Annotated in this window: 16 protein-coding genes; 13 read left to right on the top strand and 3 right to left on the bottom strand. The window is 67.4% G+C overall.

Going from position 1 to position 15,230, the window contains the following annotated elements:
- Nucleotides 1–28 precede the first annotated feature (28 nt).
- From JI746_RS23285 to JI746_RS23240, 10 genes are all read left to right on the top strand, one after another.
- On the top strand, nucleotides 29–295 hold the full coding sequence (locus JI746_RS23285; protein WP_201692683.1) for a DUF4212 domain-containing protein: 267 nt from the start codon (nucleotides 29–31) through the stop codon (nucleotides 293–295).
- Between the two features lie 4 nt (nucleotides 296–299).
- Complete coding sequence (locus tag JI746_RS23280) at nucleotides 300–2,354, top strand: VC_2705 family sodium/solute symporter (RefSeq protein WP_201692682.1); 2,055 nt, start codon at nucleotides 300–302, stop codon at nucleotides 2,352–2,354.
- An 85-nt stretch (nucleotides 2,355–2,439) separates the two neighbouring features.
- The gene (locus JI746_RS23275; protein ID WP_201692681.1) at nucleotides 2,440–4,143 is read left to right on the top strand and encodes an MFS transporter; all 1,704 of its coding nucleotides are present in this window, start codon (nucleotides 2,440–2,442) and stop codon (nucleotides 4,141–4,143) included.
- A 77-nt stretch (nucleotides 4,144–4,220) separates the two neighbouring features.
- Nucleotides 4,221–4,676 carry a hypothetical protein gene (locus JI746_RS23270; RefSeq protein ID WP_201692680.1) on the top strand — a complete coding sequence of 152 codons (456 nt, stop codon included), beginning with the start codon at nucleotides 4,221–4,223 and terminating at the stop codon, nucleotides 4,674–4,676.
- A 139-nt stretch (nucleotides 4,677–4,815) separates the two neighbouring features.
- A complete protein-coding gene (gene rpsF / locus JI746_RS23265) occupies nucleotides 4,816–5,181 on the top strand; it encodes a 30S ribosomal protein S6 (RefSeq protein WP_171557074.1) in 366 nt (121 codons plus the stop codon).
- Nucleotides 5,182–5,203: 22 nt separating this feature from the next.
- Entirely contained in the window at nucleotides 5,204–5,497 is a 294-nt protein-coding gene (gene priB / locus JI746_RS23260; RefSeq protein ID WP_201692679.1) for a primosomal replication protein N, read from the top strand.
- A 10-nt stretch (nucleotides 5,498–5,507) separates the two neighbouring features.
- The gene (rpsR, locus tag JI746_RS23255) at nucleotides 5,508–5,789 is read left to right on the top strand and encodes a 30S ribosomal protein S18 (protein ID WP_201692678.1); all 282 of its coding nucleotides are present in this window, start codon (nucleotides 5,508–5,510) and stop codon (nucleotides 5,787–5,789) included.
- A gap of 10 nt (nucleotides 5,790–5,799) precedes the next feature.
- Nucleotides 5,800–6,252, top strand: coding sequence for a 50S ribosomal protein L9 (gene rplI, locus JI746_RS23250; RefSeq protein WP_201692677.1), 453 nt, complete (start codon nucleotides 5,800–5,802; stop codon nucleotides 6,250–6,252).
- Nucleotides 6,253–6,540: 288 nt separating this feature from the next.
- On the top strand, nucleotides 6,541–7,953 hold the full coding sequence (dnaB, locus tag JI746_RS23245; protein ID WP_201692676.1) for a replicative DNA helicase: 1,413 nt from the start codon (nucleotides 6,541–6,543) through the stop codon (nucleotides 7,951–7,953).
- A gap of 82 nt (nucleotides 7,954–8,035) precedes the next feature.
- The gene (locus JI746_RS23240) at nucleotides 8,036–8,452 is read left to right on the top strand and encodes a hypothetical protein (protein ID WP_201692675.1); all 417 of its coding nucleotides are present in this window, start codon (nucleotides 8,036–8,038) and stop codon (nucleotides 8,450–8,452) included.
- Nucleotides 8,453–8,608: 156 nt separating this feature from the next.
- Here the strand turns inward: JI746_RS23240 and JI746_RS23235 are convergent, their stop codons facing one another.
- From JI746_RS23235 to JI746_RS23225, 3 genes are all read right to left on the bottom strand, one after another.
- Complete coding sequence (locus JI746_RS23235; RefSeq protein WP_201692674.1) at nucleotides 8,609–10,318, bottom strand: PhoH family protein; 1,710 nt, start codon at nucleotides 10,316–10,318, stop codon at nucleotides 8,609–8,611.
- Between the two features lie 223 nt (nucleotides 10,319–10,541).
- Nucleotides 10,542–11,018 (bottom strand): peroxiredoxin, encoded by a 477-nt coding sequence (locus JI746_RS23230; RefSeq protein WP_201692673.1) that lies wholly within the window; start codon nucleotides 11,016–11,018, stop codon nucleotides 10,542–10,544.
- Between the two features lie 110 nt (nucleotides 11,019–11,128).
- Nucleotides 11,129–11,512 carry an Mth938-like domain-containing protein gene (locus tag JI746_RS23225; protein WP_201692672.1) on the bottom strand — a complete coding sequence of 128 codons (384 nt, stop codon included), beginning with the start codon at nucleotides 11,510–11,512 and terminating at the stop codon, nucleotides 11,129–11,131.
- A 100-nt stretch (nucleotides 11,513–11,612) separates the two neighbouring features.
- On the opposite strand from JI746_RS23225, the gene JI746_RS23220 reads away from it, so the two are divergent.
- From JI746_RS23220 to JI746_RS23210, 3 genes are read left to right on the top strand one after another with little or no spacing between them, the layout of a single operon-like run.
- Nucleotides 11,613–12,839, top strand: coding sequence for a pyridoxal phosphate-dependent aminotransferase (locus tag JI746_RS23220; protein WP_201692671.1), 1,227 nt, complete (start codon nucleotides 11,613–11,615; stop codon nucleotides 12,837–12,839).
- Between the two features lie 14 nt (nucleotides 12,840–12,853).
- Nucleotides 12,854–13,909: a DUF1176 domain-containing protein gene (locus JI746_RS23215; protein WP_201692670.1), complete on the top strand. Its 1,056-nt coding sequence runs from the start codon at nucleotides 12,854–12,856 to the stop codon at nucleotides 13,907–13,909.
- A complete protein-coding gene (locus JI746_RS23210) occupies nucleotides 13,906–15,228 on the top strand; it encodes a homoserine dehydrogenase (protein WP_201692669.1) in 1,323 nt (440 codons plus the stop codon). Before JI746_RS23215 ends, JI746_RS23210 begins: the two co-directional genes overlap by 4 nt.
- The last annotated feature ends 2 nt before the right edge of the window (nucleotides 15,229–15,230 follow it).

The following is a 15,230-nucleotide window of genomic DNA, read 5'->3' as shown; positions in this document are numbered from 1 at the left end:
TGGGTCGGCGGTGCGATGATGCCGGCCCATGGATGACCTGCCATCGAATACCTTCCGTGACCGGCGCGTGCTGGCCCTCAAGCTGGGGCTGGCCGCGCTGTGGATCGCGGTGAGCTTCGGCGCCAGCTACTTCGCGCGCCAGCTCGATTTCACCGTGTTCGACTGGCCCCTGGGCTACTGGGTCGCCGCGCAGGGTGCGCTGTTCGCCTTCATCGGCATCGTGGGCTTCCATGCCTGGGCCATGAAGCGACTCGTGCCCGAAGACGCGCTCGGCACGCCGGAAGAGGGCGCCTGAGGCCGTGACGCGCTACGAGCGCCGCATCCGCCGGGTCCTGCTGTCCTTCACCGTCGGCTTCATCCTGTTCCTGCTGCTGCTCACGTTCGCGGAGCAGCGGGGGCTCTCGCGCTTCTGGCTCGGCCCGATCTTCATCTTCTCCACGGTGATGATGTACGCGGTGATCGGCATCCGCAGCCGCACCACCGACCCCGAGGAGTACTACGTCGCGGGCCGGCGCATTCCGCCGATGTACAACGGCATGGCGGCCGCCGCCGACTGGATGAGCGCGGCCTCCTTCATCAGCCTGGCGGGGGGGCTGTACCTGCAAGGCTATGGCGGCAACGACCAGCAGGCGGGCGGCCTGGCCTACGTGCTGGGATGGACGGGCGGCTTCTGCCTGCTGGCGCTGCTGATCGCGCCGCACCTGCGGCGGCTGAACCTCTACACGGTGCCGGAGTACTTCGACGTGCGCTTCGGCGGGCGCGGGCCGCGCATCATCGCGGCGCTGGCCGCGGTGCTGTGCTCCTTCCTGTACGTGGTGGCCCAGATCTACGGCGTCGGCCTGATCGCCTCGCGCCTCACGGGCGTGCAGTTCGAGATCGGCATCCTGCTCGGGATCGGCGGTGTCCTGCTCTGCTCCTTCCTCGGCGGCATGAAGGCCATCACGTGGACGCAGGTGGCGCAGTACGTCGTGATGCTGCTGGCGTTCCTGATCCCGGTTTCCTGGCTGGCGTACAAGCAGCTCGGCGAACCGGCCGCGCCCTTCGTCTACGGCAAGCAACTGCAGAAGATCCGCGCGCTGGAAGACCGCATCGCGCGCGACCCGGCCGAACGCCAGGTCGGCGCGATCTTCCTGGCCCGCGGGCGCGAGTACGAGGCCCTGCTGCACGACCTGCCCGGGTCCTTGTCGCGCGTGCGCTCGGAGGCGCAGGCGAGGGTGCGCCAGTTGAAGCAGCAGAACGCGGACGCGGCGGAGATCCAGCAGGCCTCGCGCGCGCTCACCGCGCTGCCGCGCGACGCCGCCGGCGCCCGCGAGCAGTGGAGCCGCGCGATGGCCGAGAGCTACGAGCGGGCGCGGCCGCTGGGCGGCATCCCGCGCCACAGCCAGCCCTTCGCCGGCGATCCCAAGGGCTCGCCGCAGGAGCGCGAAACCTTCGACCTGTCGCGGCGCAACTTCCTGGCGCTGATGTTCTGCCTGATGCTGGGCACGGCCGGACTGCCGCACCTGCTCACGCGCTACTACACGACGCCCAGCGTGTCGGCCACGCGCTCCTCGGTGGCGTGGTCGCTGTTCTTCATCGCCCTGGTCTACATCAGCGCGCCGGCGCTCGCGGCGCTGGTGAAGTTCGAGGTGATGAACAACCTGGTGGGCAGCAGCTTCGACAGCCTGCCGGCGTGGATCGCGCAGTGGGCGCGGGTCGATCCCACGCTCGTCGCCGTCGCCGACGTGAACGGCGACCGCATCCTGCAGTGGGGCGAGATCCGCCTGGGCGCCGACATCATCATGCTGGCGACGCCGGAACTCGGCGGCCTGCCGTACGTGATCTCCGGGCTGGTGGCCGCCGGCGGGCTGGCCGCGGCGCTGTCCACCGCCGACGGCCTGCTGCTGACGATCAGCAACGCGCTCGTGCGCGACATCTTCTGCCACGACGTGCGGCCCGACCTGCCGGCCGAACAGCGCGTGATCCTCTCCAAGTTCGCGCTGATGGGGGTCGCGCTCGTCGCCGCGGTGGTGGCGACGGCCAAGCCCGCCGAGATCCTGCTGCTGGTGTCGGCGTCCTTCTCGCTTGCGGCGGCCGCGTTCGTGCCGGCGATGGTGCTGGGCATCCTGTGGCGCGGCACCAATCGCGTCGGCGCGGTGTGCGGCATGCTCGCCGGCCTCGGCGTCACGCTGTATTACATGAGCATCAATGCGAGCAACGTGCGCGCGGCGCTGGGCCTGGTCGCGGGGCAGGACCTGTGGTTCGGCATCCAGCCGCTCTCGGCCGGCGTGTTCGGCGTGCCGGTGGGTTTCGGCGTCACCTGGCTCCTGAGCCTCCTCACGCCCAGCGCGGGCCCGCCTAAGGGAATCTCCTAGCGTCGGCCGGCGGCGCGAGTCAGTTTCGCGTCAGAGCGTGTTCGAACACTCCTTGCTCCGGATCAAACAAGCAAGGAGACATTCGATGGCAACAGCATCTTCCGCCGGTGCCGCGCTGGGAAGCACGGCCGCCGCGCCCATGACGCGGGAGGAGAAGAAGGTCATCTTCGCCTCGTCGCTCGGCACGGTGTTCGAGTGGTACGACTTCTATCTGTATGGCTCGCTGGCCGCCATCATCGGCGCGCAGTTCTTCTCGGGGCTGGACCCGACCTCCGCGTACATCTTCGCGCTGCTCGCCTTCGCCGCCGGTTTCCTGGTGCGTCCCTTCGGCGCCATCGTGTTCGGCCGCCTCGGCGACATGATCGGCCGCAAGTACACGTTCCTGGTCACCATCCTGATCATGGGGGCGTCGACCTTCATCGTCGGCCTGCTGCCCGGATACAAGTCGATCGGCATCGCCGCCCCGGTGATCCTGATCGCGCTGCGGCTGCTGCAGGGCCTCGCGCTCGGTGGCGAGTACGGCGGTGCCGCGACCTATGTCGCGGAGCATGCGCCGCATGGCAAGCGCGGTGCGTACACGTCGTGGATCCAGACCACGGCGACGCTGGGCCTGTTCATGTCGCTGCTGGTGATCCTCGGCGTGCGCGAATCGATGGACCCCAAGGCCTGGGCCGACTGGGGCTGGCGCATCCCGTTCCTGGTCTCCATCCTGCTGCTGGCCGTCTCGGTGTGGATCCGCCTGAGCCTCAATGAGTCGCCCGCGTTCCAGAAGATGAAGTCGGAAGGCAAGACCTCCAAGGCGCCGCTCACCGAGTCCTTCGGCCGCTGGATCAACCTCAAGGTCGTGATCCTGGCGCTGCTGGGCCTGACGGCCGGCCAGGCCGTGGTCTGGTACACGGGCCAGTTCTACGCGCTGTTCTTCATGACCACCATCGCGAAGGTGGACGCCACCACGGCCAACCTGCTGATCGCCGCCTCGCTGCTGATCGGCACGCCGTTCTTCATCGTGTTCGGTGCGCTGTCGGACAAGATCGGCCGCAAGCCCATCATCATGGCCGGCTGCCTGATCGCCGCGCTCACCTACTTCGCCGTGTTCCCGATGCTGCTCAAGGCGGCCAACCCGGCGCTCGTCGCGGCGCAGGAAGCCACCAAGGTCACCATCACGGCCGATCCGAAGCAGTGCTCGTTCCAGGGCAGCCCGATCGCCCGCGAGATCGACTTCACTTCGTCCTGCGACGTCGCCAAGCGCGCCCTGACGCAGTCGTACATCCCGTACGAGAACGTCGCCGGCCCCGCCGGATCGGCCGCCACCATCACCATGGGCGGCAAGGTCATGCCGGCGCCCACGCTGACGCTGAACGCCGAGCGCCATGGCTTCTCCACCGAGTCCGCCAAGTCCCTGGCCGACTTCAAGAAGCAGGTGGGCGAGACGGCCAAGGCCGCAGGGCTGACGACGCCGGCCGCCAAGGACAAGATGAACATCGGCATGGTGCTCGCCATCCTGGTGTTCCTCGTGATCCTGGTGACCATGGTGTACGGCCCGATCGCCGCCATGCTGGTCGAGCTGTTCCCGACGCGCATCCGCTACACGTCGATGAGCCTGCCGTACCACATCGGCAACGGCTGGTTCGGCGGGCTGCTGCCCACCACCGCGTTCGCCATGGTGGCGGCCACGGGTGATATCTTCTACGGCCTGTGGTACCCCGTGGTGATCGCTGCCGGGACCTTCGTCATCGGCATGATCTTCATCCGGGAAACCAAGGACGTGGATATCTACGCCCGCGACTGAGTCGTAGCGCGCCGCGAAGAGAAGCCCGCCCGGTGCGGGCTTTTCTGTCGAGGGCGCCGTGTCCGCAGGGGGTTCACATGACGATGGCCAAGACAGAGGCTGGGCTGAAGGTCCTGAAGGACCGGCGCAGCGGCCTGTCGCCCCGGCAGCGTGCGGCCCTGATCCTGATCGACGGGCAACGCAGCCTCGAGGAGGTGCTGAAGGCGACCTCCGCCGGCGGCATCACGCGCGGCGACATCGACCGGCTGCTGGAGCTCGGGCTCATCACGGAGCAGTTCCTGCCGTCGCGGCCGGTGCAGCCCCCGTCGCCCGATTTCACGGATTCGAGCATGGCGGGCTGGGACCAGTACGTGCGTGCCTACGGCATCGCCACGGAACTGGCGGCGCAGCTCGGACGCAAGGACCTCCAGCTCGCCCTCGCCATCGAGGCGGCGGGCACGCTCGCCGAGCTCGACGCGCTGGCGCCGCAGCTGCTGCAGGCCGTCGGCCCCGTGAAGTTCGCACGGCTGGAAGCGGCGCTGCGGATGCGCTGAGCCGTGGCCACCGGGCGCTCGGGCAGCCCTGGTGCATCCGGGCTATAATCATCGGCTTTCCCTTGCTGCACCCCGGTACCGGAGCCGTGACCTTCGGTCTTGCCATCCGGGGGCAGCTATTCATCCGCAAGGAGATTCAATGCGTCACTACGAAATCGTGCTGCTGATCCACCCGGACCAGAGCGAACAGGTTCCGGCCATGCTGGAACGCTACAAGGGCATGATCACCGCCGGCAACGGCAAGGTGCATCGTGTGGAAGACTGGGGCCGCCGCCAGCTGGCCTACCAGATCAACAAGCTCGCCAAGGCGCACTTCCTGTGCATCAACATCGAGGCCGACCAGGCCGTGATGAGCGAGCTCGAGCACGCCTTCCGCTTCAACGACGCCGTGCTGCGTCACCTGACCGTCGTCAAGAAGAAGGCCGATACGGGCCCGTCTTCCATGATGAAGACGGTGGAGCGCGAGGAAGCCCGCAAGGCCCAACAGGCGGAGTTCCAGTCGTAATTCCGCCGGCGAACCGCCGGGTGTGAACCAGACGATCCTGAGCGCGCGTATCGCGGAGGCCAAGGCCCTGCGCTACACCCCCGCCGGACTGCCGGCCCTCGACCTGCTGCTCGAACACGCGTCCGAAGCCCTCGAGGCCGGCGCGACCAGGCAGGTGAAGGTGCAGATCCGCGCGGTGGCGTTCGGGACCGACGCCGAGACGCTTGCCAGGCAGGCGATCGGCAGCGGTTTCCGGTTCACGGGCTTTCTCGCCGCGTTGCGCGGCGGCAGGCATCCGGTGCTGCACATCCAGTCATTCCAGCCAGACCCTATCTGAGGAGCCATTCATGGCCACGTTCAAGAAGTTCAACAAGGACAAGCGTCCGAAGCGCAACACCCAGTCGCTGCTGTTCAAGCGCAAGCGCTTCTGCCGCTTCACCGTCGCCGGCGTCGAAGAGATCGACTACAAGGACATCGACACGCTGCGCGACTTCATCTCCGAGAACGGCAAGATCATCCCGGCGCGCCTGACGGGCACCCGCGCGATCTACCAGCGCCAGCTCAATACCGCCATCAAGCGCGCGCGCTTCCTGGCGATGCTGCCGTACTCCGACCAGCACCGCATCTGAGGAAGCCGCCATGCAAGTCATCCTGCTCGACAAAGTCCTGAACCTGGGCAACCTCGGCGAGATCGTGAAGGTGAAGGACGGCTACGCCCGTAACTTCCTGATCCCGCAGGGCCGTGCCCGCCGCGCGACCGAGGCCAACAAGGCCGAATTCGAAGCCAAGCGCGCCGACCTGGAAAAGCAGGCCGCTTCCAAGCTGACCGAGGCGCAAGCCACGGGCGAGAAGCTGTCCGGCCAGACCGTGAAGCTGACGCAGAAGGCCGGCGTGGACGGCCGCCTGTTCGGCTCGGTCACCAACTCCGACATCGCCGAGGAACTCACGAAGATGGGTTTCCCGGTGGCGAAGGCGCAAGTGCGCATGCCCAACGGCCCGATCAAGACCGTCGGCGACACCCAGGTCTCCGTCGCCCTGCACACGGACGTCGTGGTCGACATCAACGTGACGGTGTACGGCGAGACGGCGTAAGCCTTCTTTCCCGCTCGCGCGTCTGAGCCGCCTTCGGGCGGCTTTTTCATTGCGCCTTCGAAAGCGGACAACCAGAACGCAAAAGCCGCAAAGGTCACGCAAAGCCGCGAAGGAAGGGATTGATAAGAGTCCCTTTGCGGTTTTTGCGTACTTTCGCGGCTTTTGCGTTTTGGATGTCCGTTTTCCAGCGATGCACAGCTTCCAGCACCTTGTCCACAGCAAACGCCCAGAGTTGTCACTGGACATCCTTACAGCATCGGGGACAATCGCACGAGGAGAGAGTGATCGATGGCCGCTGTTCTGAGTCCCGTTGAAGAAGACCTGCCGCGCGAGCGCGACCGGCAGGTGGCGCAGCTGCGCATTCCGCCCCATTCCATCGAGGCGGAATCGAGCGTGCTCGGCGGCCTGCTGATCGACAACAGCGCCTGGGACCGCGTCGGTGACCTGCTCACCGAGAGCGACTTCTACCGCTACGAACACAAGCTGATCTTCACGGCCGTCGGCGGGCTGATCAACGGCAACAAGCCGGCCGACGTCATCACCGTCTACGAGCAGCTGCAGGGCCTGGGCAAGGCCGAGGAAATCGGCGGCCTGCCGTACCTGAACTCGCTGGCGCAGTACGTGCCGAGCGCCGCCAACATCCGCCGCTACGCGGAGATCGTGCGCGAGCGCTCCATCCTGCGCAAGCTGGTGACCGCCAGCGACGAGATCGCCACCGCCGCCTTCAATCCGCAGGGCAAGCCGGTGGAGAAGATCCTCGACGAAGCCGAGCAGAAGATCTTCCACATCGGGGAAGAAGGCTCGCGTTCCAAGCAGGGCTTCCACGACATGAAGAGCCTGGTCGTGCAGCTGATGGACCGCGTGCAGGAGATGGCGGACAACCCGAACGACATCACCGGCGTGCCCACCGGCTTCTACGACTTCGACCGCATGACCTCCGGCATGCAGGCCGGCGACCTGATCATCCTGGCGGCGCGCCCCTCCATGGGCAAGACCTCGCTGGCGATCAACATCGCCGAGCACGTGGCCCTCAACGAAGGCCTTCCGGTCGCCGTGTTCTCGATGGAGATGGGCGCCGCGCAGCTGGCCGTGCGTATCGTCGGCTCCATCGGCCGCATCGACCAGACGCACCTGCGCACCGGCAAGCTCACCGACGACGAATGGCCGCGCCTGACGGAGGCGATCGAGAAGCTGCGCAACATCCAGCTGCACATCGACGAGACGCCCGGCCTGACGGTGAGCGAACTGCGCGCCAACGCCCGCCGGCTGGCCCGGCAGTGCGGCGGCAAGCTGGGGCTGATCGTGGTCGACTACCTGCAGCTCATGAGCACCTCGACCAGCATGAGCGACGAGAACCGCGCCACGGCGGTGGGCGAGATCTCGCGCGGCCTGAAGATGCTCGCCAAGGAGCTCGGCTGCCCGCTGATCGCGCTGTCGCAGCTCTCGCGCGGCGTGGAGTCGCGCACCGACAAGCGCCCCATGATGTCGGACCTGCGCGAGTCCGGCGCCATCGAGCAGGACGCCGACGTGATCATGTTCATCTACCGCGACGACTACTACAACAAGGACTCGAAGGAGCCCGGCGTCTCCGAGGTGATCATCAGCAAGCAGCGCAACGGGCCCACCGGCACCGTGAAGCTCGCCTTCCTCAAGCAGCTGACCAAGTTCGAGAACCTGGCCAGCGGCAGCGAGGATTTCTGAGGCATCGTCGCACGCCGCTTTCCTACGCGCCGCACTGCCGCGGCGCGCGATGCTCTGCTCCAGGAAACCTCCGGAGACGAGCATGGAACAGATCGACCTGACGCCCACCCTGGCCGAAGCCAGCCCGCCCATGCAGGTGGAGCAACTGCCCCCCGAAATCCAGGAAGAGGGCTCCACGCTCGAGAAGATCAAGGCGGCGGACGAGGCGCGCCCCGGCTTCCCCGGCGAGCACTGGCTGGTGCTGGCGCTGGGCGTGGCGGTGTGGCAGTTCACGCGCAAGCACCGCTACTGGGCCGTGCGCACCGCGGGCGGCCTCGCCGCCAGCGCGATGGTGGCGCGCGCCGCCAGCGGCCGGCAGGGCCTGTCGAAGGTGCTGCGCTACACGCCCTTCGGCCGCGGCATCAGCAACTGCCCGCCGTGCGATGTGCAGGCGGAGCAAAAGAAGCAGCAGCGCCAGACCCACCCCTTCCCGACGACGCAGTCGATGGCGGGGCGCTGAGCCCACCTTCGAAGGCATTTCAACGCAGAAGCCGCAAAAGAAACTACAAAAGCCGCAGAACACATCCCTTCAAGGATGTCCTTTTGCGGCTTTTGCGTTACTTCTGCGGCTTCTGCGTTAAATAACCCGAACCCGCACGCCGCCTCAAACCGACGCCTACAGCACCTCGCTCGCGAAATCCGCCAGGCGCGAGCGCTCGCCGCGCGCCAGCGTGATGTGGCCGCTGTGCGGCCAGCCCTTGAACTTGTCGACCGCGAAGGTCAGGCCCGACGAACCCTCGGTGAGGTAGGGCGTGTCGATCTGCGCCAGGTTGCCCATGCAGATGATCTTGGAGCCCGGACCGGCCCGCGTCACCAGGGTCTTCATCTGCTTGGGCGTGAGGTTCTGCGCCTCGTCCAGGATCACGTACTTGTTCAGGAAGGTCCGCCCGCGCATGAAGTTCATGCTCTTGATCTTGATCTTCGAGCGGATCAACTCGTTGGTCGCCGCGCGGCCCCACTCGCCGGCCCCGCCGTCGGTCTTGCCCAGGACCTCCAGGTTGTCGTCCAGCGCGCCCATCCACGGGCCCATCTTCTCTTCTTCGGTCCCGGGCAGGAAGCCGATGTCCTCGCCCACGCTCACGGTGGCGCGGGTCATGATGATCTCGGTGTAGCGGCGCTCGTCGAGCACCTGGGTCAGGCCCGCGGCCAGCGCCATCAGCGTCTTGCCGGTGCCGGCCGTGCCGGTGAGGGTGACGAAGTCCACCTCCGGATCCATCAGCAAGTTCATCGCAAAGTTCTGCTCGCGGTTGCGCGTCGTGACGCCCCAGACCGCGTTCTTCAGGTGGCCGTAGTCCTTCAGCGTCTTGAGCACCGCCGTCTTGCCGCGGATCTCGATCACGCGCGCGTACAGGCTCGGTTCGCCGGGGGCCTCGAAGTACACGAACTGGTTGATGAACAGGGCCGGCACGATCGGGCCGCTGATGCGATAGAAGGTGTGGACGCCTTGCTGCCAGCTCTCCACGGTCTTGCCGTGCTTGGCCCAGAAGTCCGGGGGCAGGGCGAGCGAACCCGAGTACATCAGGTCCAGGTCGTCCAGCGTCTTGTCGTTCTTGTAGTCCTCGGTGACCAGGCCCAGCGCGCGCGCCTTGACGCGCATGTTGATGTCCTTGGACACCAGCACCACCTGCATCGGCGCGTGCTTTTCCTGGAGGGCCTGCACCACGCTCAGGATCTGGTTGTCGGCCTTGCCCGGGGGCAGGCCCATCGGCAGTCCCGAGGGCGACAGCGGCATGGTCTGGAAGAACAGGCAGCCGCCGGCTTCCTTGTGGCCGGTCGTGTCCAGCCGCAGGCCGTGGGCGATGTCGGCCCCCTGCGTGCCGGCGAGCGCGTCGAGCGAACGGCTCGCCTGGCGGGCGTTACGGGCCACTTCGGTCGTGCCCTTCTTGTGGCCGTCGAGCTCCTCCAGCACCACCATGGGCAGGAAGATGTCATGCTCGTCGAAGCGGAACAGGCTCATCGGGTCGTGCATCAGGACGTTGGTGTCCAGCACGAACATCTTCTTCGGGCCGCTGGCCTTCTTCTTCTTGGGCAGCGGCGCGGGGACCGTCACTTCCTTCTTCCTGCCCTTGGCCGCCGGCGCGGCGGGCTCCTCGTCGACCAGGGTCTCGGTGTCGACCTCGCCGTATTCCTCCTGCAGGTCGCCGCCCACGCCCAGGCCGCGCGCCGTCAGGTCGTCGAGCACCTGCGGCCGCTCGGCGACCAGGGCCTCGTCCGCCGCGGGCGCTTCCGTTTTTCGCGTCGCCTTGTGCGAGGAACGGGCCGGGGCATCGAAGGCTTCCGGCGGGAGCATGGCGGCGCGCTTGGACGGTGCGGGGGGCAGGGGCATGAGGAGTACGGCTTCCTGATGAGGTAGTGGCTTAACAAAAAAGCCGCCAGGCAGGCCGGGCGGCTTTTTGGGATCTGTCGATGATGACGCGTCGCGTCCGGGTCAACGGCATGAAATCATTATGCACATCAGCCGTGGCGCAACAATGTCGGACGGTCGCCTGTTGCAACCGTGCGTCAAGCCCGACAGTGACGCAGGGACGCGCCTCGTCAGGCGCAATGGCTCAGGCAGCCTTCTTCAGCAGCTTGACGGCCTTGAGGACCTCGTCGACGTGGCCGGGCACCTTGAGGCCGCGCCATTCCTGCTTGAGGATGCCGTCGGCGCCCACCAGGAAGGTGCTGCGCTCGATGCCCTTGACCTTCTTGCCGTACATGATCTTGTTCTTCACCACGCCGAACATGTGGCACATCTTTTCCTCGGTGTCCGCGATCAGCTCGAACGGCAGTTCCAGCTTGGCCTTGAACTCGTCGTGCGACTTCATGTTGTCGCGCGAGACGCCGAACACCACGGCGCCGGCCTTCACGAAATCCTTGTATTTGTCACGGAACTGCATGGCTTCGGTGGTGCAGCCCGGGGTGTTGTCCTTCGGGTAGAAGTACAGCACCACGATCTGGCCCACGTGCGATGTGTTCGTGACCTTGCTGCCGCCAGTGGCGTTCGCCTCGAATTCTGGAAGGGGTTTGTTGACAACGATCGCCATAGGGTATGTGGTTCTGGTGTGACAGTTCTGCGCGCGGACGGCGGGCTTCGCGCAGGCCCACCGCAACCACCGATTTTACCGTGAAACGCATATGCCCCGCTCGTGCGGGGTTACGCGGATTCGAGCAGCAGGGCCACGGCCACTTCGCGGCCTTCCTGCGCCAGGATGTTGTAGGTGCGGCACGCTGCCGCGGTGTCCATGGTCTCGATGCCGATGCGTGCCTCGGCCAGCGGCGCCAGCCAGGCGGGCTTGGGAAAGCGGATCCGCGCGCCGCTGCCGAAGATCACCACTTCGACCTTGAGTTCCGCGATGGCGGCGAAGTCGGCGGGGCCCAGGTCCTCGTAGCGGCCGGCCCAGGGCAGGCGTTCGCCGTTGGAGGCGATCACGACGTTGTGCGTGATCTTTTCCGTGCCGGCGCCGGTGCCCACGCCCACCCAGCCGGGGCCGTAGCCGGTGATGGTCTGGGCGTCGGAGCGATCGGGCTGGAGCTTCAAGGTGCGGATGCGTGGTCTCGCCGGGCTTGCTGCAGGGCAGCCCTTGCGTTTATGGTCAAATTATAGGTTTCACCTCGTGTCACCGCCCTTGGGAGGGCCTTTGAAGACCGTTCAGAAATCCGCCAAGCTCGCCAACGTGCTGTACGACATCCGCGGCCCCATCATGGATGCCGCCCGCCAGCTGGAGGAAGAAGGTCACAAGATCATCAAGCTGAACATCGGCAACCTCGCCCCGTTCGGCTTCGACGCGCCCGAGGAAATCCAGCAGGACATGATCCGCAACCTGCCGAACTCGGCGGGCTACTCGGACAGCAAGGGGATCTTCGCCGCGCGCAAGGCCGTGATGCACTACACGCAGCAGCAGGGCATCAAGGGCGTCACGCTCGACGACGTGTACCTGGGCAACGGCGCCAGCGAGCTGATCGCGATCGCCACCAACGCGCTGCTGAACGAAGGCGACGAGTTGCTCATCCCCTCGCCGGACTACCCGCTGTGGACGGCCTGCACCGCGCTGGCCGGCGGCACGCCGGTGCACTACATGTGCGACGAGGCCAACGGCTGGATGCCGGACCCCGCGGACATCCGCCGCAAGATCACGCCGGCCACCAAGGGCATCGTGGTGATCAACCCGAACAACCCGACCGGCACCCTGTACTCCGACGAGTTGCTGCGCGAGATCGTCGCCATCGCCCGCGAGCATGGCCTGGTGATCCTCGCCGACGAGGTCTACGACAAGGTCCTGTACGAGGGCGTGAAGCACACCGCGATCGCGAGCCTGTCCGAGGACGTGCTCACGCTCACCTTCAACTCGCTGTCCAAGAGCTACCGCTCCTGCGGCTACCGCGCCGGCTGGCTGGTGGTCTCGGGCGACAAGAAGGCGGGTGCCGACTACATCGAGGGCCTGACCATGCTCTCGAACATGCGCCTGTGCGCCAACGTTCCGGGGCAGTGGGCCATCCAGACGGCGCTGGGCGGCTACCAGAGCATCCACGATCTGGTCGGGCCCGGCGGGCGGCTGCGCCGCCAGCGCGACCTGGCGTACGAGCTGATCACGGCGATCCCCGGCGTCAGCTGTGTCAAGCCGCAGGCGGCGCTGTACATGTTCCCCCGGCTGGACCCGAAGCTGTACCCGATCCAGGACGACCGCCAGTTCTTCCTCGAGCTGCTGCAGCAGACGCGGGTGATGCTGGTGCAGGGCACGGGCTTCAACTGGCCGCAGCCGGACCACTTCCGCATCGTGTTCCTGCCGCACGAGGACGACCTGCGCGAGGCCGTGGGCCGCATCGCCCGCTTCCTCGAGCAGTACCGCCGGCGCCGCAGCGCCTGAACTGCGCTTTCCCCATGGCCGCCCGCCTCGCCCTGCGCATGCTCGCCGTTCTCGCTGCGCTGGCAGCGACGCCTGCGGGGGCCGCCGGCGTGCAGTTCACGCACAAGGACTGGGAACTGGCCTGCGACAACACACGCACCTGCCGGGCCGCCGGCTACCAGGCCGGCGAGGTGCCGCCGGCGGTGTCCGTGCTGCTCACGCGTGAAGCCGGCGCGCGCCGGCCGGTGAGCGCGCAGGTCACCATCGGCACGTACGACGACGGCAAGGCCACGCCGCCACCGGCGCAGGTGGACCTCGTCGTCGGCGGCCGTCCGCGCGGCGCGGTCGCACTGAAGGCGGACGAAGGCGTCGGCACCCTGGACACCTCCCAGACGGCGGCCCTGCTCCAGGGGCTGCTGCGCAGCGAGGAGATCGCCTTCGTGGCCGGCCCGCAGCGCTGGCGCGTTTCCGATGCGGGGGCTGCCGCCGTCCTGCTGCGCATGGACGACGTGCAGGGCCGCGTCGGCACCACGGGTGCGCTGGTGCGCAAGGGGGCGAACGCGGAAGCGGCCGTCCTGCCGGCCCTGCCGAAGCCGGTCGTGCGGGCGGCGGCGATCTCCGGGCCGGCGCCGCGCGAGGCGCTGGCCATCGCGGTGCTGCGCAGCCTGCGCAAGGTGCCGGACGACTGCCCGGACCTGAAGGACACGGCCGAACCGCCGCAGGCGTGGCGGCTCGACGCGCACCGGGTACTGGTGTCGGCGCGCTGCTGGGTGGCGGCGTACAACACCGGCCAGGGCTTCTGGGTGGCGAACGACAAGCCGCCCTACCGCGCCACCGCCGTCACCTACAGCGGCACGGAATTCGAGCCGGAGCGCAGCCGCATCGTGGCGATGCAGAAGGGCCGCGGCCTCGGCGACTGCTTTGCCATGGACCAATGGGTGTGGAACGGGGCGCGCTTCGTCCACACGGAGGAAGCCACCACCGGCATGTGCCGGCTGGTGGCAGCGGGCGGGCCCTGGATGCTCCCCACGCTGGTGAGCGAGGTGGTGCCGCCGGCGGACAAGAGGACCACAGAGGAAAAGAGAAAGTGAAAGCCATTCAAGTCGGCCTGCTGGGCATAGGCACCGTGGGCAGCGGCGTGTTCAACGTCCTGCGTCGCAACCAGGAGGAGATCCAGCGCCGCGCCGGCCGCAGCATCGAGATCACCATGGTGGCGGACCTCGACACCGCCCGCGCCGAGGCCGTGACGGGCGGCGCCGCCCGGGTGGTGAAGGACGCGCGCGAGATCCTCGCCAACCCCGAGATCGACATCGTCGTCGAACTGATCGGCGGCTACGGCATCGCGCGCCAGCTGATGATGGAGGCGATCGAGGCCGGCAAGCACGTGGTCACGGCCAACAAGGCGCTGCTGGCGGTGCACGGCACGGAGATCTTCGCCGCGGCGCACGCCAAGGGCGTGATGGTGGCCTTCGAGGCCGCGGTGGCGGGCGGCATCCCGATCATCAAGGCCCTGCGCGAGGGCCTCACCGCCAACACCATCCAGTGGATCGCCGGGATCATCAACGGCACCACCAACTTCATCCTGTCGGAGATGCGGGACAAGGGCCTGGACTTCGACGTGGTGCTCAAGGAAGCGCAACGCCTGGGTTACGCCGAGGCCGACCCGACCTTCGACATCGAGGGCGTCGACGCCGCGCACAAGGCGACGATCATGAGCGCCATCGCCTTCGGCGTGCCGGTGCAGTTCGACAAGGCCCATGTCGAGGGCATCACCAGGCTGTCCTCCGTCGACATCGAATACGCCGAACACCTGGGCTACCGCATCAAGCTGCTCGGGATCACCAAGCGCACCGACAAGGGCATCGAGCTGCGCGTGCATCCCACGCTGGTGCCCTGCAAGCGGCTGATCGCCAACGTCGAAGGCGCGATGAACGCGGTGGTGGTGCAGGGCGATGCCGTCGGCACCACCCTCTACTACGGCAAGGGCGCCGGCAGCGAGCCGACGGCCAGCGCGGTGATCGCGGACCTGGTCGACGTCACCCGCCTGCACACCGTGGACGCCGCGCACCGCGTGCCGCACCTGGCCTTCCAGCCGGACCAGATGAGCGACGAATCCATCCTGCCCATGAGCGAGGTGGTGACCAGCTACTACCTGCGCCTGCGCGTGGCCGACCAGGCCGGCGTGCTGGCGAAGGTGGCCAGCCTGCTGGCCAACGCCGGCATCAGCATCGACGCGATGCTGCAGCGCGAAGCCGCGGCCGTCGGCGGTGCCGGCTCGACACACACCGACCTCATCCTGCTGACGCACAGCGTGCGCGAAGGCACGATGAACGAGGTGATCGCAGCGATGCAGGGCCTGGCCACCGTGCTGGCGCCGATCGTGCGGATCCGCAAGGAAGAACTGGCCTGACG

This window comes from Ramlibacter alkalitolerans, assembly GCF_016722765.1.
Taxonomy (GTDB): domain Bacteria; phylum Pseudomonadota; class Gammaproteobacteria; order Burkholderiales; family Burkholderiaceae_C; genus Ramlibacter; species Ramlibacter alkalitolerans.
Note: the sequence above shows the minus strand (reverse complement) of the source record. Positions and strands in the feature narration are given on the sequence as shown.

Excerpts from the sequence above, each read along its gene's own strand:
- JI746_RS23270 (WP_201692680.1), top strand. The coding sequence starts at position 4,221 with ATGACGATGGCCAAGACAGAGGCTGGGCTGAAGGTCCTGAAGGACCGG.
- dnaB (WP_201692676.1), top strand. The coding sequence starts at position 6,541 with ATGGCCGCTGTTCTGAGTCCCGTTGAAGAAGACCTGCCGCGCGAGCGC.
- rplI (WP_201692677.1), top strand. The coding sequence starts at position 5,800 with ATGCAAGTCATCCTGCTCGACAAAGTCCTGAACCTGGGCAACCTCGGC.
- JI746_RS23275 (WP_201692681.1), top strand. The coding sequence starts at position 2,440 with ATGGCAACAGCATCTTCCGCCGGTGCCGCGCTGGGAAGCACGGCCGCC.
- JI746_RS23235 (WP_201692674.1), bottom strand. The coding sequence starts at position 10,318 with ATGCCCCTGCCCCCCGCACCGTCCAAGCGCGCCGCCATGCTCCCGCCG.
- JI746_RS23285 (WP_201692683.1), top strand. The coding sequence starts at position 29 with ATGGATGACCTGCCATCGAATACCTTCCGTGACCGGCGCGTGCTGGCC.
- JI746_RS23215 (WP_201692670.1), top strand. The coding sequence starts at position 12,854 with ATGGCCGCCCGCCTCGCCCTGCGCATGCTCGCCGTTCTCGCTGCGCTG.
- JI746_RS23230 (WP_201692673.1), bottom strand. The coding sequence starts at position 11,018 with ATGGCGATCGTTGTCAACAAACCCCTTCCAGAATTCGAGGCGAACGCC.
- rpsR (WP_201692678.1), top strand. The coding sequence starts at position 5,508 with ATGGCCACGTTCAAGAAGTTCAACAAGGACAAGCGTCCGAAGCGCAAC.
- rpsF (WP_171557074.1), top strand. The coding sequence starts at position 4,816 with ATGCGTCACTACGAAATCGTGCTGCTGATCCACCCGGACCAGAGCGAA.
- JI746_RS23240 (WP_201692675.1), top strand. The coding sequence starts at position 8,036 with ATGGAACAGATCGACCTGACGCCCACCCTGGCCGAAGCCAGCCCGCCC.